The 20446-nt window shown below is 67.3% G+C and carries 16 protein-coding genes; 11 read left to right on the top strand and 5 right to left on the bottom strand.

The window, feature by feature from the left end; genetic code table 11:
• Positions 1 to 83: 83 nt before the first annotated feature.
• The 8 genes from PSEK12I1_RS0102970 (at position 84) to PSEK12I1_RS23505 (ending at position 10851) form a co-directional block, all read left to right on the top strand.
• Positions 84 to 3260 (top strand): efflux RND transporter permease subunit, encoded by a 3177-nt coding sequence (locus PSEK12I1_RS0102970; RefSeq protein ID WP_027597403.1) that lies wholly within the window; start codon positions 84 to 86, stop codon positions 3258 to 3260.
• Entirely contained in the window at positions 3257 to 4690 is a 1434-nt protein-coding gene (locus PSEK12I1_RS0102965) for an efflux transporter outer membrane subunit (protein WP_027600642.1), read from the top strand. Before PSEK12I1_RS0102970 ends, PSEK12I1_RS0102965 begins: the two co-directional genes overlap by 4 nt.
• A gap of 434 nt (positions 4691 to 5124) precedes the next feature.
• Complete coding sequence (locus tag PSEK12I1_RS0102960) at positions 5125 to 7932, top strand: monovalent cation/H+ antiporter subunit A (protein WP_027600641.1); 2808 nt, start codon at positions 5125 to 5127, stop codon at positions 7930 to 7932.
• A gap of 1 nt (position 7933) precedes the next feature.
• Positions 7934 to 8263, top strand: coding sequence for a Na+/H+ antiporter subunit C (locus tag PSEK12I1_RS0102955; protein ID WP_027597400.1), 330 nt, complete (start codon positions 7934 to 7936; stop codon positions 8261 to 8263).
• Positions 8260 to 9759: a monovalent cation/H+ antiporter subunit D gene (locus tag PSEK12I1_RS0102950; protein WP_027600640.1), complete on the top strand. Its 1500-nt coding sequence runs from the start codon at positions 8260 to 8262 to the stop codon at positions 9757 to 9759. The genes PSEK12I1_RS0102955 and PSEK12I1_RS0102950 overlap by 4 nt, the downstream gene beginning before the upstream one ends.
• Positions 9756 to 10253, top strand: coding sequence for a Na+/H+ antiporter subunit E (locus tag PSEK12I1_RS0102945; RefSeq protein WP_027597398.1), 498 nt, complete (start codon positions 9756 to 9758; stop codon positions 10251 to 10253). Before PSEK12I1_RS0102950 ends, PSEK12I1_RS0102945 begins: the two co-directional genes overlap by 4 nt.
• The gene (locus PSEK12I1_RS0102940) at positions 10238 to 10507 is read left to right on the top strand and encodes a K+/H+ antiporter subunit F (RefSeq protein ID WP_007159900.1); all 270 of its coding nucleotides are present in this window, start codon (positions 10238 to 10240) and stop codon (positions 10505 to 10507) included. Before PSEK12I1_RS0102945 ends, PSEK12I1_RS0102940 begins: the two co-directional genes overlap by 16 nt.
• A gap of 14 nt (positions 10508 to 10521) precedes the next feature.
• Positions 10522 to 10851: a Na+/H+ antiporter subunit G gene (locus PSEK12I1_RS23505; RefSeq protein WP_017642340.1), complete on the top strand. Its 330-nt coding sequence runs from the start codon at positions 10522 to 10524 to the stop codon at positions 10849 to 10851.
• Positions 10852 to 10874: 23 nt separating this feature from the next.
• Here the strand turns inward: PSEK12I1_RS23505 and PSEK12I1_RS0102930 are convergent, their stop codons facing one another.
• The gene (locus PSEK12I1_RS0102930; RefSeq protein ID WP_027597397.1) at positions 10875 to 12452 is read right to left on the bottom strand and encodes an ABC transporter substrate-binding protein; all 1578 of its coding nucleotides are present in this window, start codon (positions 12450 to 12452) and stop codon (positions 10875 to 10877) included.
• Positions 12453 to 12835: 383 nt separating this feature from the next.
• Between PSEK12I1_RS0102930 and rpmB the strand changes: the two genes are divergently transcribed.
• Complete coding sequence (rpmB, locus tag PSEK12I1_RS0102925) at positions 12836 to 13072, top strand: 50S ribosomal protein L28 (protein WP_007159903.1); 237 nt, start codon at positions 12836 to 12838, stop codon at positions 13070 to 13072.
• Positions 13073 to 13083: 11 nt separating this feature from the next.
• Entirely contained in the window at positions 13084 to 13239 is a 156-nt protein-coding gene (gene rpmG, locus PSEK12I1_RS0102920; RefSeq protein WP_007159904.1) for a 50S ribosomal protein L33, read from the top strand.
• A 104-nt stretch (positions 13240 to 13343) separates the two neighbouring features.
• Here the strand turns inward: rpmG and PSEK12I1_RS0102915 are convergent, their stop codons facing one another.
• The 3 genes from PSEK12I1_RS0102915 to PSEK12I1_RS0102905 form a co-directional block, all read right to left on the bottom strand.
• Positions 13344 to 14738, bottom strand: coding sequence for an aminoacyl-tRNA deacylase and HDOD domain-containing protein (locus PSEK12I1_RS0102915; protein WP_027600639.1), 1395 nt, complete (start codon positions 14736 to 14738; stop codon positions 13344 to 13346).
• 75 nt (positions 14739 to 14813) lie between these two features.
• Positions 14814 to 16889 carry an ATP-dependent DNA helicase RecG gene (gene recG / locus PSEK12I1_RS0102910; RefSeq protein WP_027600638.1) on the bottom strand — a complete coding sequence of 692 codons (2076 nt, stop codon included), beginning with the start codon at positions 16887 to 16889 and terminating at the stop codon, positions 14814 to 14816.
• A complete protein-coding gene (locus PSEK12I1_RS0102905) occupies positions 16886 to 17818 on the bottom strand; it encodes a hydrogen peroxide-inducible genes activator (RefSeq protein WP_007159908.1) in 933 nt (310 codons plus the stop codon). Before PSEK12I1_RS0102905 ends, recG begins: the two co-directional genes overlap by 4 nt.
• 151 nt (positions 17819 to 17969) lie before the next feature.
• On the opposite strand from PSEK12I1_RS0102905, the gene PSEK12I1_RS0102900 reads away from it, so the two are divergent.
• A complete protein-coding gene (locus tag PSEK12I1_RS0102900; RefSeq protein WP_027600637.1) occupies positions 17970 to 18815 on the top strand; it encodes an NAD-dependent epimerase/dehydratase family protein in 846 nt (281 codons plus the stop codon).
• A 51-nt stretch (positions 18816 to 18866) separates the two neighbouring features.
• Here PSEK12I1_RS0102900 and gltP read toward each other — a convergent pair whose 3' ends face one another.
• On the bottom strand, positions 18867 to 20216 hold the full coding sequence (gltP, locus tag PSEK12I1_RS0102895; protein ID WP_027600636.1) for a glutamate/aspartate:proton symporter GltP: 1350 nt from the start codon (positions 20214 to 20216) through the stop codon (positions 18867 to 18869).
• Between the last annotated feature and the right edge of the window lie 230 nt (positions 20217 to 20446).

The following is a 20446-nucleotide window of genomic DNA, read 5'->3' as shown; positions in this document are numbered from 1 at the left end:
CGCGGTCATGGACCGCTCCTACCGTAGGAGCGGCCCATGGCCGCGATGGACGCGACGGCCGCCTGTTGCCCAAGGAAAGCCCGATGAACTTCTCCCAGTTCTTCATCCGCCGGCCGATCTTCGCCGCCGTGCTCTCGCTGATCATCCTGATCGGCGGGGCCATCTCGCTGTTCCAGCTGCCGATCAGCGAATACCCCGAGGTCGTCCCGCCCACCGTGGTGGTGCGCGCCACCTTCCCCGGCGCCAACCCCAAGGTGATCGGCGAGACCGTCGCCGCGCCCCTGGAGCAGGCCATGAACGGCGTGGAGCACATGCTCTACCTGTCGTCCCAGTCCACCGCCGACGGCAAGCTGACCCTGACCATCACCTTCGCCCTGGGGACCAATCTGGATACCGCCCAGGTGCAGGTGCAGAACCGCGTCACCCGCACCCTGCCCAAGCTGCCGGAAGAGGTGCAGCGCCTCGGCGTGACCGCCGACAAGGCTTCGCCGGACCTGGCGATGGTGGTGCACCTGACCTCGCCGGATCAGCGCTACGACATGCTCTATCTGTCCAACTACGCCCTGATCAACGTCAAGGACGAGCTGGCGCGACTGGACGGCGTGGGCGACGTCCAGCTGTTCGGCATGGGCGACTATTCCCTGCGCGTCTGGCTCGATCCGGACAAGGTGGCCTCGCGCGGCCTGACCGCCAGCGACGTGGTCACCGCCATCCGCGAGCAGAATCGCCAGGTCGCCGCCGGTGCCCTCGGCGCGCCGCCGGCCCCGGGCAGCACCAGCTTCCAGCTGGCCATCAACACCCAGGGCCGCCTGGTGGACGAGGAAGAATTCGCCAACATCATCGTGCGCGCCGGCAGCGACGGCCAGATCACCCGGCTGCGCGACATCGCCCGCATCGAACTGGGCTCCAACCAGTACGCCCTGAGATCTCTGCTGAACAACCAGCCGGCGGTGGCCATCCCGATCTTCCAGCGCCCCGGCAGCAACGCCATCGACCTGTCCAACCAGGTGCGCGCCAAGATGGCCGAGCTCAAGCAGAGCTTCCCCCAGGGCATGGACTACGAGATCGTCTACGACCCGACCATCTTCGTGCGCGGCTCCATCGAAGCCGTGGTGCACACCCTGTTCGAAGCCATCATCCTGGTGGTGCTGGTGGTGATCCTGTTCCTGCAGACCTGGCGCGCCTCCATCATTCCCTTGGCGGCGGTGCCGGTGTCGCTGATCGGCACCTTCGCGGTGATGCACGCCTTCGGCTTCTCGCTCAATGCGCTGTCCTTGTTCGGCCTGGTGCTGGCCATCGGCATCGTGGTGGACGACGCCATCGTGGTGGTGGAAAACGTCGAGCGCAACATCGGCCTCGGCCTCGATCCGGTGGCCGCCACCCGCCGTGCCATGGGCGAGGTGACCGGGCCCATCATCGCCACCGCCCTGGTGCTCTGCGCGGTGTTCGTGCCGACCGCCTTCATCTCCGGTCTCACCGGGCAGTTCTATCGCCAGTTCGCCCTGACCATCGCCATCTCCACGGTGATCTCGGCCTTCAACTCCCTAACCCTGTCGCCGGCCCTGGCCGCGGTGCTGCTCAAGGGCCACGACGCACCCAAGGACCGTTTCTCGCGACTGCTCGACCGGCTATTCGGCGGCTGGCTGTTCGCCCCCTTCAACCGCTTTTTCGAGAAAGCCAGCCACGGCTACGTCGGCGCCGTGCGCCGGGTGCTGCGCGGCGGTTCCATCGTACTGGTGCTCTATGTGGTGCTGCTCGGCCTGACCGGCCTGGGCCTGGTGAAGACGCCGACCGGCTTCGTGCCGCCCCAGGACAAGCAGTACCTGGTGGCCTTCGCCCAGTTGCCCGATGCCGCCACCCTGGATCGCAGCGAAGAGGTCATCCGCCGCATGTCGGCCATCGCCCTCAAGCATCCGGGCGTGGAAAGCACCGTGGCCTTCCCCGGCCTGTCCATCAACGGCTTCACCAACAGCCCCAACAGCGGCATCGTCTTCGTGACCCTGAAGCCCTTCGAGGAGCGCCGTGATCCCTCGTTGTCCGCCGGTGCCATCGCCGCCCAGCTGAACGGCGAATTCGCCGCCATCCAGGAATCCATCATCGCCATCTTCCCGCCGCCGCCGGTGCAGGGACTGGGCAGCATCGGCGGCTTCCGCCTGCAGGTGGAGGACCGCGGCAACCTGGGTTACGAAGAACTCTACGCCCAGACCCAGAGCGTGCTGGCCAAGGCCCGGCAGCTGCCGGAACTGGCGCCGGAGTCGCTGTTCACCAGCTACCAGGTCAACGTGCCGCAGATCGATGCCCACATCGACCGAGAGAAGGCCAAGACTCACGGGGTGCCCATCGACGCCATCTTCGACACCCTGCAGGCCTACCTGGGCTCGGTCTACGCCAACGACTTCAACCGCTTCGGCCGTACCTTCCAGGTCAACGTCCAGGCCGACCAGCGCTTCCGCCTGGAACCCGAGCAGATCGGCCAGCTCAAGGTGCGCAACGACCGTGGCGAGATGGTGCCCCTGTCCACCTTCGTCAAGGTCAGCGATACCGCCGGTCCCGACCGGGTGATGCACTACAACGGCTTCCTCACCGCCGAGATCAACGGCGCGCCGGCGCCGGGCTACAGCTCCGGCCAGGCCCAGGCGGCCATCGAGGGGCTGCTCAAGCAGGAGTTGCCCAACGGCATGACCTTCGAATGGACCGAGCTGACCTACCAGCAGATCCTCTCCGGCAATACCGCCCTGCTGGTGTTCCCGCTCTGCGTGCTCCTGGCCTTCCTGGTGCTGGCCGCCCAGTACGAGAGCTGGAGCCTGCCGCTGGCGGTGATCCTGATCGTGCCCATGACCCTGCTCTCGGCCATCACCGGGGTGATCCTGGCCGGCAGCGACAACAACATCTTCACCCAGATCGGCCTGATCGTGCTGGTGGGCCTGGCGTGCAAGAACGCCATCCTCATCGTCGAGTTCGCCAAGGACCAGCAGGCCACCGGCAAGGACCGCGTCGCCGCGGTGCTGGAGGCCTGCCGCCTGCGCCTGCGGCCCATCCTGATGACCAGCTTCGCCTTCATCATGGGTGTGGTGCCCCTGGTGACCTCCACCGGCGCCGGCGCCGAGATGCGCCACGCCATGGGCGTCGCGGTGTTTTCCGGGATGCTCGGGGTGACCTTCTTCGGTCTGCTGCTCACGCCGCTCTTCTATGTGCTGGTACGCGCCTTCGTGGAGCGTCGCCAGGCTCGCTCCGCCGTTGCCCAGGAGGCCCAGGCATGAAGGCTTTCGCTCCCCTGCTGCTGGCGCTGGCGGTCTCCGCCTGCGCCGTCGGCCCGCACTACCAGGCGCCTGAGCAGGTACCCGTCCAGCTCAAGGCCAGCCAGCAGCCCAGCGCCTACGACCAGGGCCGCTTCGAGGCGCTCTGGTGGCGCCAGTTCGAGGACCCGACCCTCAACGCCCTGGTGGCCAGCAGCCTGGACGGCAACCGCGAATTGCGCGCCGCCTTCGCCCGGCTGCGCGCCGCCCGTGCCCTGCGCGACGACGACGCCAACGACCTCTATCCGACGGTCACCAGCCGTGCCAGCAGCCAGCTCGGCAAGGCCCAGCAACCCGGTTTCACCGAGGAACGGGTCAACAGCGACCGCTACGACCTGGGCCTGGACATGGCCTGGGAGCTGGATCTGTTCGGGCGCGTCCGCCATGCCCTGGAAGCCAGCGATGCCCGCGCCGAAGCCGCGGCGTCGGATCTCGCCGCGCTGCAGGTCAGCCTGATCGCCGAGCTGGTGGACGCCTATGGCGATCTGCGCGGCGCCCAGCTGCGCGAACGCATCGCCCGCGACAACCTCGGCAACCAGCGCGAAGCGCGCCGCCTGACCGTGACCCTGAGGGACGAAGGCATGGGCAGCGACCTGGACGTGCAGCGCAGCGAAGCGCGGCTGGCGGCCACCGAAGCCAGCCTGCCGGAATTCCAGGCCCAGGCCACCCGCGCGCGCAATCGCATCGCCACCTTGCTCGGCCAGCGCCCGGATGCCCTCAGCGTGGATCTCTCACCCAAGGCCCTGCCGGCCATCGCCAAGCGCCTGCCCATCGGCGATCCCGGCGAATTGCTGCGCCGCCGGCCGGACGTGGCCGCCGCCGAACGCCGGCTGGCCGCCGCCACCGCCGACGTGGGCGTGGCCACCGCCGATCTCTTCCCGCGGGTCAGCCTCTCGGGCTTTCTCGGCTTCACCGCCGGGCGCGGTTCGCAGATCGGCAGCAGCGCCGCCCGGGCCTGGGGACTCGGCCCGAGCATCACCTGGCCGGCCTTCGACCTGGGCAGCGTCCGTGCCCGCCTGCGCGGCGCCCGCGCCGGCTCCGAAGAAGCCCTGGCCAACTACGAGCAGCAGGTGCTGACCGCCCTGGAAGAGAGCGCCAACGCCTTCAGCGACTACGGCCGTCGCCAGGAGCGCCTGCAGGCGCTGATCCGTCAGTCGGTGGCCAGCCGCGCCGCCGCCGACCAGGCCGAGATCCGCTACCGCGAAGGGGGCACCGACTTCCTGGTGCTGCTCGACGCCCAGCGCGAACGCCTGGCCGCCGAGGACCAGCAGGCCCAGGGCGAGATCGAGCTCTATCGCGGCATCGTCGCCCTCTACAAGGCCCTGGGTGGCGGCTGGGACGTGCAACCCGCGCGTCTCGCCCAGGGCAACGCTTCCCCCGCGCCGGCGCTCTGACGCCGGCGCTTACCCCCGGCACGCGTGTTCCCCTGCTCCTTTGGCGTGTCGGTTTTTTTCTTCCCCCCGCCCCGCTGCGACGCCCCTGGCACCGCAGCGGGGCACCCCCTGCCCGGCGACGCGAGCAAAAGCCCGTTGCAGAGGTCTCAAAGAGGTCCGGGCCCCGGCCCGCCGGTGCCTGCCCCCCAGGCTGGACGCCTTGCGGCTGTTTCCTAATATTTTGTAAGGGAGACAGGCCTAGGAATCTGTGGTCTCTCTTTTATTATCACCTTAGGTTATTAAACCGCCGGTTCTTGTACGAAACTCAGAGATCGCTTCGCGCGCCCCTTGCCGTCCCGGCAAGCGTCCCGGCGCGGGGATCGAATGCCGCTCGAGGCCTCTAGGGAGCCCCATCTACCAACCGCCGTGAGGCGGCTCAGCTAAAGGATGCAGGCATGGTATTGGCGCTGATCATCGCGTTGCCCTTCCTGGGAACACTGCTGTCGCTGGCGACCGATCGCTTCGGCCGGCGCGCCTGCGCCCTGGGCACCGCCGTGGCCCCCGCCCTGGCCCTGGCCCTGCTGGCCACGCAACTGCCCGCGGTTCTCGACGGCAGCGTGCTGCTGCACCGGGTCGACTGGCTGCCGGCGCTGGGGCTGAATCTCAGCCTGCGCCTGGACGGCCTGGGGCTGATGTTCGCCCTGATGATCCTGGTCATCGGCCTGCTGGTGATCCTCTATGCCACCTACTACCTGAGCAAGGACGAGCCGGTCGGGCGCTTCTTCGCCTACCTGCTGCTGTTCATGGGCGCCATGCTGGGCGTGGTGCTGGCGGAAAACCTGCTGCTGCTGATGGTGTTCTGGGAGCTGACCAGCCTGTCGTCCTTCCTGCTGATCGGCTTCTGGAGCCACAGCAGGGAAGCCCGCCAGGGCGCACGCATGGCGCTGACCGTCACCGGCGGCGGCGGCCTGGCCCTGCTCGCCGGCATCCTGTTGCTCGGCCATATCGTCGGCAGCTTCGAGCTGAGCGACGTCCTCGCCGCCGGCCCGCTGATCACCGGCCATGCGCTCTATCCACTGGCGCTGATCCTGGTGCTGCTGGGCGTCTTCACCAAGTCCGCGCAATTCCCCTTCCACTTCTGGCTGCCCCAGGCCATGGCCGCGCCGACGCCGGTCTCGGCCTATCTGCACTCGGCGACCATGGTCAAGGCCGGGGTCTTCCTGCTGGCGCGCCTCTATCCGGCGCTGGCCGATTCCGAGTGGTGGTTCTACATCGTCACCCTCACCGGCCTCACCACCCTGGTGGTGGGCGCCATCCTGGCGCTGTTCCAGCACGACCTCAAAGGCCTGCTGGCCTATTCCACCATCAGCCACCTGGGGCTGATCACCCTGCTGTTCGGCCTCGATACCCAGCTGTCCACCGTGGCGGCGGTGTTTCACATCCTCAACCACGCCACCTTCAAGGCCTCGCTGTTCATGGCCGCCGGCATCATCGACCACGAGACCGGCAGCCGCGACATGCGCCGCCTGGCCGGCCTCTGGCGCTACATGCCGCACACCGCGGTGCTGGCCATGGTCGCCGCCGCGGCCATGGGCGGGGTGCCCCTGCTCAACGGCTTCCTGAGCAAGGAGATGTTCTTCAACGAGACCCTCAACCACGGCCTGTTCGGCAGCTTCAGCTGGATCGTGCCGGCGGTGGCGGTGCTCTACGGGGTCTTCTCGGTGGCCTATTCGCTGCGCTTCATCCATGACGTCTTCTTCAACGGCGAGCCACGCGACCTGCCCCACTATCCGCCCCACGAACCGCCGCGCTACATGAAGATCCCGGTGGAGATCCTGGTGCTGCTCTGCCTGCTGGTGGGCGTGGTGCCCGGCTACACCGTGGCGCCGCTGCTGGCCGCCGGCGCCAGCGCCGCCCTCGGCGGCAGCCTGCCCGACTACAGCCTGGCCATCTGGCACGGCTTCAACACCGCCCTGGTGATGAGCATCCTGGCCATGGTCGGCGGGGTGCTGGTCTATGCCTTCCGTCAGCCGCTGTTCCGCTGGCAGGAAGGCCTGCCCGACGTCGATGCGCGGCTGGTCTTCGAACAGGGCCTGAATCGGCTGATCGGCTTCGCCCAGCGCCTGACCGGGCGCCTGGAGAGCGGCTCGCTGCAGGGTTATATCGCCCTGATGCTGACGGCCACCCTGGTGCTGCTGGTGGCGGCGCTGTCCGGCCTGGACAGCCTCCACGGCCCGGTCGCCCTGTCGCCCTTCGATCCGCTCACCGCCCTGGGCCTGGGCATCCTCATGCTGACCGCGGTGCTGACGGTGTTCTTCCACCGCAACCGCCTCAAGGCGCTGATGACCCTGAGCACCGTGGGCCTGATCGTGTCCCTGTTGTTCGCCCGCTATTCGGCGCCGGACCTGGCGCTGACCCAGCTGTCGGTGGAGGTGGTGACCATCATCCTGCTGGTGCTGGCGCTGTTCTTCATGCCCGATCGCACCCCCATCGAATCCAGCAGCCTGCGCGGCCTGCGCGACGTGCTGCTGGCCGGCGGCCTGGGGCTGCTGGTGGCGCTGCTGGCCTATGCCGTGCTGACCCGCCCCTATGAGGGCATCGGCGACTTCTTCCTGGCCAACTCGGTGTCCGGGGGCGGTGGCTACAACGTGGTCAACGTCATCCTGGTGGACTTCCGCGGCTTCGACACCCTGGGCGAGATCACCGTGCTGGCCATCGCCGCGGCGGGCGTCTACGGCCTGCTCAAGCACCTGCACCTGCCGCATCCGCTGGTCGATCCCAAGGGCACGCCCTGGTCGCGCGACAGCCACCCGATGATCCTCAACAACGTGGCGCGGGTGCTCTTGCCCCTGGCGCTGCTGGTGTCGGCCTTCATCTTCGTGCGCGGCCACAACCTGCCCGGTGGCGGCTTCATCGCCGGCCTGATCACCGCCATTGCCCTGATCCTGCAGTACGTGGCCCACGGCGTGACCTGGACCCAGCGGCGCCTGCCGATCAGCTACCACGCGCTCTGCGGCCTCGGGGTGCTGATCGCCGCCCTCACCGGGCTGGGCTCGCTGGCGTTCGGCCGGCCCTTCCTGACCACCGCCTTCGACTACTTCGCCATCCCCCTGATCGGCAAGACCGAACTGGCCACCGCGCTGATCTTCGATCTCGGGGTCTACCTCGCCGTCGTCGGCGCCACCCTGCTGATCCTCTCCAACCTGGGCCACGTCAGCCGGGACGAGAAGGACACGGACGGCTCCAGCCAGGAGGTGCTCTAGCATGGAAATCCTGTTCTGCACGGCCCTCGGGGTGCTCACCGCCAGCGGCGTCTACCTGCTGCTGCGGGCGCGTCTCTATCCGGTGGTGCTCGGCCTCACCCTGCTCTCCTATGCGGTCAATCTCTTCCTGTTCGCCATGGGTCGCCTGCGCACCGGCGTGCCGGCGGTGATCGGCCAGGCCGCCGAGCAGGCCGACCCGGTGCCCCAGGCGCTGGTGCTCACCGCCATCGTCATCGGCTTCGCCATGACCGCCTTCGTGGTCGCCCTGTCGCTGCGCGCCCTGGGCGAGTTGCGCACCGACCACGTGGATGGCGAGGAGCCGCGCCGATGAAGCACCTGATCATCCTGCCGATCCTCGTGCCGCTGTTCATGGGTGCCTTCCTGCTCATGCGGCCGCGGCTGTCCGCCCGTACCGCGCGCGGGCTGTCGCTGCTCGCCACCGCGACCCTGCTGCCGCTGGCGCTGCTGCTCCTGCAGCGGGCAAACGGCGGCCAGCTGGAGGTCTATGCCCTGGGCGACTGGCCGGCGCCCTTCGGCATCGTCCTGCTGCTGGATCGCCTGGCCGCGCTGATGCTGGCGACCGTGGCGGTACTGGCCGCCGGCGCGGCGCTCTACGCCTGCCGCGGCGACGACAACCGCGGTCCGGATTTCCACGCGCTGTTCCAATTCCAGCTGCTGGGCATCAACGGCGCCTTTCTCACCGGCGACCTGTTCAACCTCTTCGTCTTCTTCGAGATCCTGCTGATCGCCTCCTATGCCCTGCTGGTGCACGGCGCGGGACCGGCCCGAGTGCGCGCCGGCCTGCACTATGTGGTGCTCAACCTGGTGGGCTCGGCGCTGTTCCTGATCGGCATCGGCCTGCTCTATGGCCTGCTCGGCACCCTGAACATGGCCGATCTGGGCCTGAGGGTGGCCAACGCCGATCCCGCGCAGGCGCCGCTGCTGGCCGCCGCCGGCTTCCTGCTGCTGGTGGTGTTCGGCCTCAAGGGCGCCCTGCTGCCGCTGTATTTCTGGCTGCCCAGTGCCTATTCGGCGGCCAGTGCGCCGGTCGCCGCCCTGTTCGCCATCATGACCAAGGTCGGGCTCTACGCCATCGTCCGGGTCTTTCTGCTGGTGTTCGGCGCCGCCGCCGGTCCCCTCGCCCACTACGTGCTGCCCTGGCTCTGGCCGCTGGCGGCGGTCACCCTGGCCGCCGGGGTGTTCGGCGCCCTGGCGGCCCATCACCTCAAGACCCTGCTCGGCTATCTGGTGGTCATCTCGGTGGGGATGCTGCTGACCGGCGTGGCCCTGGGTAGCGTCGCCGGACTCGCCGCCAGTCTCTTCTATCTGGTGCACAGCACCTGGATCGCCGGCGCCCTGTTCCTGCTGGCGGATCTCATCGCCCAGCAGCGCGGTGTCCAGGGCGATACCCTCGGCAGCGGTCCGCCGCTGGCGCACCCCCGGCTGCTCGGCGGGCTGTTCTTTCTGGGCGCGGTCTCCGTCGCCGGGCTGCCACCCTTCCCCGGCTTTCTCGGCAAGGTGATGCTGCTGCAGGCCACCGGCACCGCCTGGCCGGCGCTGATCATCTGGCCGGTGGTGCTGCTCGGCGGACTGGGCATGATCATCGCCCTGTCCCGCGCCGGGACCACGCTGTTCTGGCGCGGCCGAGGCGCGGCCCTGGACGTCCGCCTCGATCCCATCCAGCTCACCGCCACCCTCGGCCTGCTGCTGGGTAGCCCGCTGCTGATGGCGCTGGCGGCGCCGCTGCATGGCTACGCCCTGGAGACCGCTCGGCAACTGCTGGACGTCGCACCCTACTTCGATATCGTCCGGGGAGTTGGCCCATGAAGCGCTGGCTACCGCACCCACTGCTCACCGTCCTGCTGACCCTGACCTGGCTGCTGCTCAACAACAGCCTGAGCCTGGGCCAGTTGCTGCTGGGCCTGCTGCTCGGCTGGGGCATCCCGCTGCTCTGCCAGGATTTCCTGCTGCACGCCCCCCGCTTGCGCCGCCCCCTGCTCCTGCTGCGCTACATGCTGGTGGTGCTGTACGACATCATCGTCGCCAACCTGCACGTCGCACGGCTGGTGCTGGGGCGGACCGAGGCGCTCAAGCCCGCCTTCATCGAGGTCCCCATCGACATCGAGGACGAATTCCTGCTCACCCTGCTCGCCTGCGTGGTGTCCCTCACCCCCGGCACCGTGTCGTCAGGCCTCAGCGGCGATCGCAAGACCCTGCTGCTGCACGGTCTGGATGTCGCCGACAAGGACGAGGTGATCCGCCAGGTCAAGACGCGCTATGAGGCCCCACTCAAGGAGATCTTCGAATGCTCACCTACGTGACCCTGCTGTGCATGGGGATGATGGGCGTGGCCGCCGTGCTCAACGTCTATCGCCTGGTGAAGGGACCGGACATCCCGGATCGGGTGCTGGCCCTGGACACCCTCTATATCAACGTCCTGGCGATCATCATCCTGTTCGGCATCTGGCTGGCCACCGACGTCTTCTTCGAGGCCTCGCTGCTCATTGCCGTGACCGGCTTCGTCGGCACCGTGGCGCTGGGCAAGCACATGCTGCATGGCGAAATCATCGATTAACGGAGCGCTATCCCATGCCCTTCTGGCTCGAACTCCTGATCTGCGCCCTGCTGCTCATCGGCAGCAGTTTCGCCCTCATCGGCGCCATTGGCCTGTACCGGCTGCCGGACTTCTTCATGCGCCTGCACGGTCCGACCAAGGCCACCACCCTGGGCGTGGGCAGCACCATCATCGCCTCGATGCTGTTCTTCAGTGTCCAGGGCGAGGGCCTCAGCCTGCACGAGCTGCTGATCGCCCTGTTCATCTTCATCACCGCGCCGGTCAGCGCCCATATGCTGGCGCGTGCCGCCATCCAGCAGAAGGTCAAGCAGGTGGAGCGCACCGACGGCCAACCCTGGCGCTAGGGCTGGCCGCGCCGCACGCGCTGCTAGCGACCGCCGCTGACCTTGCTGAAGTCCTGGCGGCCGAAGGGATTGGGCTGGTAGCCCTCGACGCCATTCTTGGCCAGCACCGTCACCGTCGGGTGCGCCAGCGGCAGCCACAGCGCCTGGTCGTGGATGATGCGCTGCGCCTGGTGGTACACCGTGGCCCGCGCCATCTGGTCGGACAGGGTCTTGCCCTTGCTGATGGCGCCATCCAGGGTCTTGTCGCAATAGCGGGCGAAGTTCAGGCCCGACTGCACCGAGGCGCAGGAGAATTGCGGCGTCAGGTAGTTGTCCGGATCGCCGTTGTCGCCGGCCCAGCCCATGAACAGCAGGTCGTGCTCGCCGGTCTTGGCGCGGCGGATCAGTTCACCCCACTCGATCACCTGGATCTGCGCATCGACGCCGATCTTCTTCAGGTCGGCCTGCAGCATCTGCGCGCCCAGCTGCGGATTGGGATTGAGCAGGCTGCCGCTGGGTCTCGTCCAGATGGTGGTCTTGAAGCCGTCCTTGAGGCCCGCCTGGGCCAGTAGCGCCTTGGCCTTAGCCGGGTCATAGGGATAGGCCGGCACGTCCTTGGCATAGCCCCAGGTGGTGGGCGGATAGACGTTGTCGGCGGCCACCGCGGTGTCCTGGAACACCGCCTTGAGATAGCTCTGCTTGTCGAATGCCAGGTTGATGGCCTGGCGCACCTTGATGTTGTCCAGCGGCGGATGGCTGGTGTTGATGCCGACGAAGGCGGTCATGAAGGCCGGCGTCTGCAGCACCTGCAGACTCTTGTCCTCATGGGCGCTCTGCAGATCCTGGGGCTTGGGCGACAGGGCGATCTGGCACTCGCCGCGCTTGAGTCGCTGCAGGCGCACCGCCGAATCCGGGGTGATGGCGTAGATCAGCCCGTCCAGCTTGGGCTTGCCGCCAAAGTAGTCCGGGTTGGCGGCGTAACGCACCACGGCGTCCTTCTGGTAGCGCTTGAAGACAAAGGGACCGGTGCCTATGGGCTCGTCGTTGAGCTGCTCGGTCTTGCCGGCCTTGAGCAACTGCTCGGCGTACTCGGCCGAGTAGATGGAGGCGAAGCCCATGCTCAGGGTCGGCAGGAAGGTGGCGTCCGGGCTGTTGAGCACGATACGCACACCGAGGTCGCTGGTCTTTTCCACGCTCTTGATCAGCTTGGGCCACTGCATCGACTGGGCATGGGGATAGCCGCTCTTGGCCACCCCGTGCCAGGGATGGTCCTTGTCCAGCATGCGCTGGAAGCTGAACACCACGTCGTCGGCCGTCAGGGTACGGCTGGGGGTGAAGTAGTCGGTCTGGTGAAACTTCACGTCCGGACGCAGGGCGAAGTCGTAGGTCAGGCCGTCGTTGGAGATCGTCCAGCTCTGCGCCAGGCTCGGCACCAGCTTGGCTTCGCTGGCATCGTATTCCACCAGGCGATTCATCAGCACGTCGGCCGAGGCGTTGGTGGTGGTCAGAGAGTTGTACTGCACCACATCGAATCCATCCGGACTGGCTTCGGTACAGACACTGAGCGTGGCGGCCTGCGCCAGCAGGGGCGCAAAGAGCAGTGGCAAGGCGGCGAAACGCATAGAACGATTCCTTGTATAGCCGAAGTGGGCAGACGGCGCACGGATGACTGGCAACGGCGGACAGGGCGGTCGTCTGGCGGACGTGGATTGAGTTTGGCAGTCGCTCTAAACTAGACCACCCGTCCGTCCGTCACAATGCTTCCGACCGACGAACGGTTGGCATTCCGGCCGGGCCCGCACAGCGCCCGGTGCGCGGGCATTTCATCCGTCGCCCTACCTTGTTATGCCCGAGTACTTCTGGTATAAAACAGCGCTCTTTTTTCGGGGTATGGCCGCTTCAGGTCCCCGGCGTTTGCCGGCTCTCCCCGTCAAAACAGGAATCAATACAGTTACAAGCGGCCAACCCATGCCGGGTTTGGCATGAGGTTTATGAGGGCTGAGCCATGTCGAGAGTTTGCCAAGTAACCGGTAAGGGTCCGATTACTGGGAACAACGTTTCCCACGCTAACAACAAAACCCGTCGTCGTTTCCTGCCGAATCTGCAGCACCACCGTTTCTGGGTAGAATCCGAGAAGCGCTTCGTGCGTCTGCGCGTTTCTGCCAAGGGCATGCGTATCATCGACAAGCGCGGTATCGAAACCGTACTGTCCGAGCTGCGTAGCCGCGGCGAAAAATTCTAAGGGGATTCGTCATGCGTGAATTGATCCGTTTGATTTCCAGTGCCGGCACCGGCCACTTCTACACCACTGACAAGAACAAGCGCACCAAGCCCGAAAAGATCGAAATCAAGAAATTCGATCCGGTCGTGCGCAAGCATGTCATGTACAAGGAAGGCAAGATCAAGTAATTGATCGCCCCCTTGAACAAGAAACCCGCCTCGGCGGGTTTTTTGTTGTCTGGCGTCCGGCCCGGCAGCTCCGGCGCCCGGGGCGCCGGAGGCCGCTCGGCCCGCTACTTGAATTGACCGGTCAGCTCGCGCAGGGCGGCTTCGGCGCCAAGGATCTTCTGCATGCACTCCCGCGCCTTGGCCGGATCGATGCTCAGCCGCGCATAGAGCTCGTCGGGAATCGGCTGGGCCGGGCCGTTGCCGATGCCCTCGGCGCGCAGCAGCTGCACGGCCAGGAAAATCAGGTTGGGATAGACCGCCTGCTCGCCCTGGTAGCCCGGATCGCCCTGGAAGCGCAGCGCCGTCACCACCTCTTCGGGCATTTCCCAGCAGCGCATCAGGGCCGCACCGATCTGCTCGCGAGTGATGCCCAGCAGGTGGTGCTCGATGACCTGGTGATCGAGCTGGCGGTTGGCTTCCAGGTGGCGGCAGATCAGCGAGAAGTGCGGCGGAAAGACGTGGGCCAGCACCAGATAGCCGAAGTTGTGCAGCAGGCCACCGAGATAGGCCAGGCCCATCTCCGGCCGCTCCGCGCGCGGCATGGAGCGCGCCAGGCCCTCGATCAGGGCGGCGGTGTAGATGGCCTGCTTCCAGTAGGGAGTTTCCTGCTGGGCCTGGTCGCTGGGCAGGCTCAGGGTCTTGCCCAGGGCCAGGCCGAGGGCCAGGTTGATCACCAGGTCGAAACCCAGCACCCGCACGATGGCGTCTTCCACCGAGCGGATCTTGCCGGGCGCGGCATAGTAGGGCGAGGCGGCCCAGCTGATCACCTGGGCCGCCAGGGCCGGATCGGTCTCCACCACGTTGGCCAGATCGTCCACCGTGGCCTCGGGATCGACCCGCAGCTTGATGACCTTTTCCGCCGTCTTGGACAGCGGCGGGATCTCCAGCGTCTCCTCCAGGCGCTGGCGGATGCGCCGCGCGGTGAAGGCGGTGGCGGCATGCAGGATCTCCGCCTCGTCGCGTTCCGGTTGCCGCAGATTGGGCTGGATACCGGCCGCCGGGATGCCGAAGCTGCCCGCGGTGGCCTGATTCAGCAGGCGCCTATAGTCAGACGTTTCAACTTCCAGCAGCAGCGAGCGCTCACCGGATTCCAGCAGCAGGCGCGGCGCTTCCAGCAGTCGCTCGTCATACAGGCAGGGGGAATTGGTCAGCGACGGCAGCCCCGGCAGGACATCCAGTTCGTAGCGCTCCAGGGTGCGCATCAGCCGCTCCGGCGCCACCACTGCCAGCTGCCGCCCGGTGAATTCCACCAGCCGGCGCAGGTCCAGCAGCTGATCCTCGGGCAAGAGCACCAGCAGCATGCCGACGCTGTCGCTCAGAAGCACCGTGTGTACCCGATTCGCCTGCGGCAGGCGCGTCGTCGCCGGGACCGGCCGATAGGCCAGGTTCAACTGGGCGAGCAACTGCTGGATCGAAGGGGGAACCTCAGGGAGGGGCGAAGCGAGCGCTACATCGGTCATGGCATTTTCTTCCTCACGTACGCCCTGGAGTATAACCATTCGGCTCCGTAGGTAGCGTCGTCTGTATAAGCTTTGTCAAACCTGGCCGTATTGCTGGCCATGGCGCAACCAGCGCTCCAGCAGCGGACCGGCATGACTGGGCCAGCGGGCCAGCAACTCCTGGGCGGCATCACGCACCGCCGGCAGCCAATAGGCGTCGCGCATCAGATCGGCCACCTTGAACTGCAGCAGGCCGGTCTGACGGGTCCCCAGCATCTCGCCCGGGCCGCGCAACTCCAGGTCCTTCTCGGCGATGATGAAGCCGTCGTTGGTCTCGCGCATGATAGCCAGCCGCTCACGACCGATCTGCGACAGCGGCGGATGGAACAGCAGCACGCAGTGGCTGACGGCGCTGCCCCGCCCGACCCGGCCGCGCAGCTGGTGCAACTGGGCCAGACCCAGGCGCTCGGGATTCTCGATGATCATCAGACTGGCGTTGGGCACGTCCACCCCCACCTCGATCACCGTGGTGGCCACCAGCAATTGCAGGTTGCCGGCCTTAAACTCGGCCATCACCGCGGCCTTTTCCGCCGGCTTCATGCGTCCATGGATCAGCCCGACGTGCAATTCGGCCAGGGCCAGCTGCAATTCCTCGTAGGTGGTCTCGGCCGCCTGGCAGGTGAGTTCCTCGGATTCCTCGATCAGGGTGCAGACCCAGTAGGCCTGACGCCCTTCGTGGCAGGCGGCGCGCACCCGCTCCACGACTTCCTCGCGACGGCTGTCGGTGACGCTCACGGTATTGACCGGCGTCCGTCCCGGCGGCAGTTCGTCGAGCACCGAGGTGTCCAGATCGGCATAGGCGCTCATGGCCAGGGTGCGCGGGATGGGGGTGGCGGTCATGATCAGCTGGTGCGGCGCCAGGCGACCGTCGACGCCCTTCTGGCGCAGCGCCAGGCGTTGCTGCACGCCGAAGCGGTGCTGTTCGTCGATCACCACCAGCGCCAGGCGGGCGAAACGCACCTCGTCCTGGAACAGCGCATGGGTGCCCACCACCATGGGCGCCCCGGCGGCGATGCGCTCCAGGGAGCTGGCGCGGGCCTTGCCCTTGAGCTTGCCGGCCAGCCAGGCCACCTCGATGTCCAGAGCGGCGAACCAGCGCTGGAAGTTGAGGAAGTGCTGCTCGGCGAGGATCTCGGTGGGCGCCATCAGCGCCACCTGGTAGCCGGCCTCGATGGCCTGCAGGGCGGCCAGGGCCGCGACCACCGTCTTGCCGGCGCCGACGTCGCCCTGCACCAGCCGCAGCATGGGCTCGGGCTGGGCCAGGTCATGGGCGATCTCGCGCCCGACGCGCTGCTGGGCGCCGGTGGGGGTGAAGCCGAGGTTGTCCAGGTACAACTGTGGCAGCCGGCGGGCGGCCGGCAGGGGCACCGCACGCTGGGCGCGCAGGGTCTCGCGCAGCCGCTGCAGGGACAACTGGTGGGTGAGCAATTCTTCGAAGACCAGCCGCTCCTGGGCCCAGTGCCGGCCCTCGGCCAGCTCTTCCAGGTCCGCGTCCGGCGGCGGTCGATGCAGGTAGCGCAGGGCATCGGCCAGGGGACCCAGGCGATAGTGCGCGGCCATCTCCGGCGGCAGCCAGTCGGGCAGGGATTCGGGCCCGAGTCGCTCCAGCGTCTGGGCGCTGAGCTGGCGCAGGCGCAGCTGGGTGAGGCCTTCGGTGGTCGGGTAGATGGGCGTCAGCGTCTGCTCGACCGGCGCCGGGGCGTTCTCGTCCTGGGCGCGGTATTCGGGGTGGTAAATCTCCAGGCCCGAGGCGCCCGGGCGTACCTCGCCATAGCAGCGCAGCAGGGTGCCGCGCTTGAGGCCGTCCTTTTGCGCCTGGCTGAAGTGGAAGAATCTCAGCGACAGGGTGCCGCTGCCGTCCTGCAGGCGCACCAGCAGGCTGCGCCGCCGGCCCATGAGCACCTCGGCGGAGGCGACCATGCCCTCCACCACGGCGTCCTGACCGGGCCGCAGGGCGCCGATGGGCACGATGCGGGTGCGATCCTGATAGCGCAGCGGCAGGTGGAAGAGCACGTCCTGCAGGGTTTCCAGGCCGACCCGCGCGAGCTTCTCCTGCAGGGCGGCGCCGACCCCCTTGAGGGCGGTGACCGGCGTCGCGGCCAGTTCACTCATGCCGGCTGCACGACGCCCTTGGCTTCAGGCCGCGCCACCGAGCACAGGCGGACCGAGTCGGCCAGCACCTCGATGGCCTTGGGCCGCGGAAAGCTGGCGCGCCAGGCGATGGCCACGGTGCGATAGGGCACCGGCCGCTCGAAGGGGCGCACCTCGATGATCCCCGGCGCATAGTGGTGACTCTCCACCGCCGAGAACGGCAGCACCGAGACGCCCAGGCCGGAGGCCACCATGTGGCGGATGGTTTCCAGCGAAGAGGATTCCACCGTGGAATTCTTGTTTTCCTCGTGCTTGCGCACGGTCGGACAGGCTTCCAGGACCTGGTCGCGGAAGCAGTGGCCTTCACCCAGCAGCAGCAGACTCTTGTCGCTGAGCTGGTTCTGCGGGATGGCCTTGAGCTTGGTCCAGGGGTGCCGGGCCGGCATCATCACATAGAAGGGTTCGTCGTACAGCGGCAGGGTCAGGACGTCCGGCTCGTTGAACGGCAGGGCGAGGATGACGGCATCCAGCTCACCGGTGCGCAGCTTGTCGCGCAGCAGGTGGGTGAAGTTTTCCTCGATGTACAGCGGCATCTCCGGCGCCACCCGATTGAGCTGCGGGATGAGGTGCGGAAAGAGATAGGGCCCGATGGTATAGATGGCGCCGATCTTCAGCGGCGCGGTGAGCTGGTTCTTGCCGGCCTGGGCCAGCTCGCGGATGCCCTGGGCCTGCTCCAGCACCTTTTGCGCCTGGGCGACGATGCCCTCGCCGGTGGGGGTCAGGCGCACGGCACTCTTGCTGCGCTCGAAGATCAGAATGCCCAGCTCGTCCTCGAGCTTCTTGACGCCGACCGACAGCGTCGGCTGGCTGACGTGGCAACGCTCGGCAGCTCGGCCAAAGTGCTGTTCCTGGGCGAGCGTGACGATATAGCGCAGTTCAGTCAGGGTCATAGTCAAATTCCATGGGGTGCCGGCCAATCTTAGCGGCTGTCTCTATCAACGGCCAAGCGCGACGGGCAGCTGGCAGCGCTCTCGGGTTGGACCACGGCCGGGCGCAGGCTACCCTGGCCGTCTGTCCCGGCCTTTGCAGAAGGAAACACCGATGAGCACCATCCTGATCGCCGGTTGCGGCGATGTCGGCAGCCGTCTCGGCCTGCAACTGGTCGCCCAGGGCCACCGGGTCTTCGGCCTCAGGCGCACTGTCGCCGCCCTCCCCGCTGAGTTGCTGCCGGTCGCGGGCGATCTCGCCGAGGCCACGCCGCCGGCCGCCTGGCCGCGCGAACCCCTCGACCAGGTGGTCTATGCCACCGCCGCGACCCACCATGACGAAGCCGGCTATCGCGCCGCCTATGTCGAGGGCCTGCGCCACCTGCTCGGCTGGCTGGCCGCCTGCGACCAGCGTCCGCAGCGCCTGCTGTTCGTCTCCAGCAGCGGCGTCTATGCCCAGGGCGATGGCGCCTGGGTCGACGAAACCGCTCCCGCCGAACCCGAGCGCTTTTCCGGGCGCATCCTGCGCGAGGCGGAAGACCTGGCGCTGGGCAGTGGCCTGCCCGCCAGCGTGGTCCGCCTGACCGGCATCTATGGCCCGGGACGCGAGGCGCTGCTGCGCCAGGTGCGCGAGGGCTCCCGGGTGACCCGCGAGCCGCCGCTGTATGGCAATCGCATCCATGTCGAGGACGCCGCCGGCCTGCTGGCGCTGCTGCTGCAGCGGGATCGCGAAGGGGTCGCCCTGGATGATCTCTATCTGGGCGTGGACGACGATCCGGCGCCGCTGGACGAGGTGGTCGACTGGCTGCGGGCGCGCCTGGGCATCACCTTCTGGTCCGACGAGGCCCAGTTGCGCCGCGCCGGCAGCAAGAGATGCAGCAACGCCCGCGCCCGGGCCCTGGGCTGGACGCCCCGCTACCCCAGCTATCGCGAGGGCTACGCGGCCATTCTCGCCGGCTGAAACGACGGAGCCCGGCACAGGGCCGGGCTCCGTTCTCAGCTAGCCAGCCACTCAGTCGCGCAGGGCTTCACCGCGGGTGGCCTGAGGACGCTCCTCGACCTTGGCGGTGCTCTTCAGGTGCGGCAGGGCTGCCCAGTAGGCGGCGCCCTTCTCGGCGTCATAGAGACCTTCCCACTTGGCGATGACCAGGGCGGCCAGGGCGTTGCCTATCACGTTCAGGGCGGTGCGCGCCATGTCCATGATGCGATCCACACCGGCGATGAAGGCCAGGCCTTCCAGCGGAATGCCGACGCTGCCCAGGGTGGCCAGGAGCACCACGAAGGACACGCCCGGCACGCCGGCGATGCCCTTGGAGGTGACCATCAGGGTCAGCACCAGCAGCAGCTGCTGGCTCAGCGACAGGTCGATGCCATAGAGCTGGGCGATGAACAGCGCCGCGATGCTCTGGTAGAGGGTGGAGCCGTCCAGGTTGAAGGAATAGCCGGTGGGCACCACGAAGCTGGTGATGGACTTGGGCGCGCCATAGGACTCCATCTTCTCGATGATGCGCGGCAGCACGGTTTCCGAACTGGCGGTGGAATAGGCCAGGATCAGCTCGTCCTTGAGGATGCGGATGATGCGGAAGATCGAGAAGCCGAACAGCTTGGCCACCAGGCCCAGCACGCCGAGGGCGAAGAAGCCGATGGCGACGTAGACCAGCACCACCAGCTTGGCCAGCGGCAGCAGGGAGGCGAAGCCGAAGTTGGCCACGGTCACCGCGATCAGCGCGAAGACGCCGATGGGGGCGTAGTTCATGATCATGTGGGTGACCTTGAACATGGCCTCGGAGATGCCCTGGAAGACCCGCACCACCGGCTCGCGGGTGGCTTCCGGCAAGGCGCCCAGGCCCAGGCCGAACATCACCGCGAAGAAGATGATCGGCAGCATCTCGCCACGGGCGACGGCGGCGAAGACGTTGGACGGGATCAGGTTGAGGATGGTCGCGATGAATGCGTGGTCATGCTGCACTTCCGCGGTGGTCTTCTGGTACTGGGAGATATCGGTGGTGCCCAGGGTGCTCATGTCGATGCCGGCACCGGGCTGCACGCTGTCGGCGAAGAACAGGCCGACGACGATGGCCAGGGTGGTGACGATCTCGAAGTAGAGGATGGTCTTGAGACCGATGCGACCGAGCTTCTTGGAATCGCCGACGCCGGCGATGCCGACCACCAGGGTGGCGATGACGATGGGCACCACGATCATCTTGATCAGCCGGATGAAGATGTCGCCGGCCGGCTTGAGGACGTTCGAGATCCACCAGGCTTTCTCGGCGCTGAAGTGGTTGAGCAGTGCGCCGACGGCGATCCCCAGCACGAGGCCGATAAGGATCTGCCACGCGAGGCTGAGCTTGGGCTTGGTCATGTACCGACACCTTTGTTCTATTTGGATGGAGTTCGGGACGAACGTCACCGTGTCGGGTCGTGATGCGCGAAGCGCATGCAACGCCAACGAGAGGGTGCGTTCAGGCTGCGGAAACGGTGCTCGAAAAGGACTGGGAGCACCAAGGCGTCACACTTTTGCCAGAGGGTAACGGGGTATGTCTAATGCCGCTGTCGCCTGCCCTATGCCGATCCGGCATGAGGTGTCCCGAA

The organism is Pseudomonas sp. MOIL14HWK12:I1 (genome assembly GCF_000510705.1).
Taxonomy (GTDB): domain Bacteria; phylum Pseudomonadota; class Gammaproteobacteria; order Pseudomonadales; family Pseudomonadaceae; genus Chryseomonas; species Chryseomonas oryzihabitans.
Note: the sequence above shows the minus strand (reverse complement) of the source record. Positions and strands in the feature narration are given on the sequence as shown.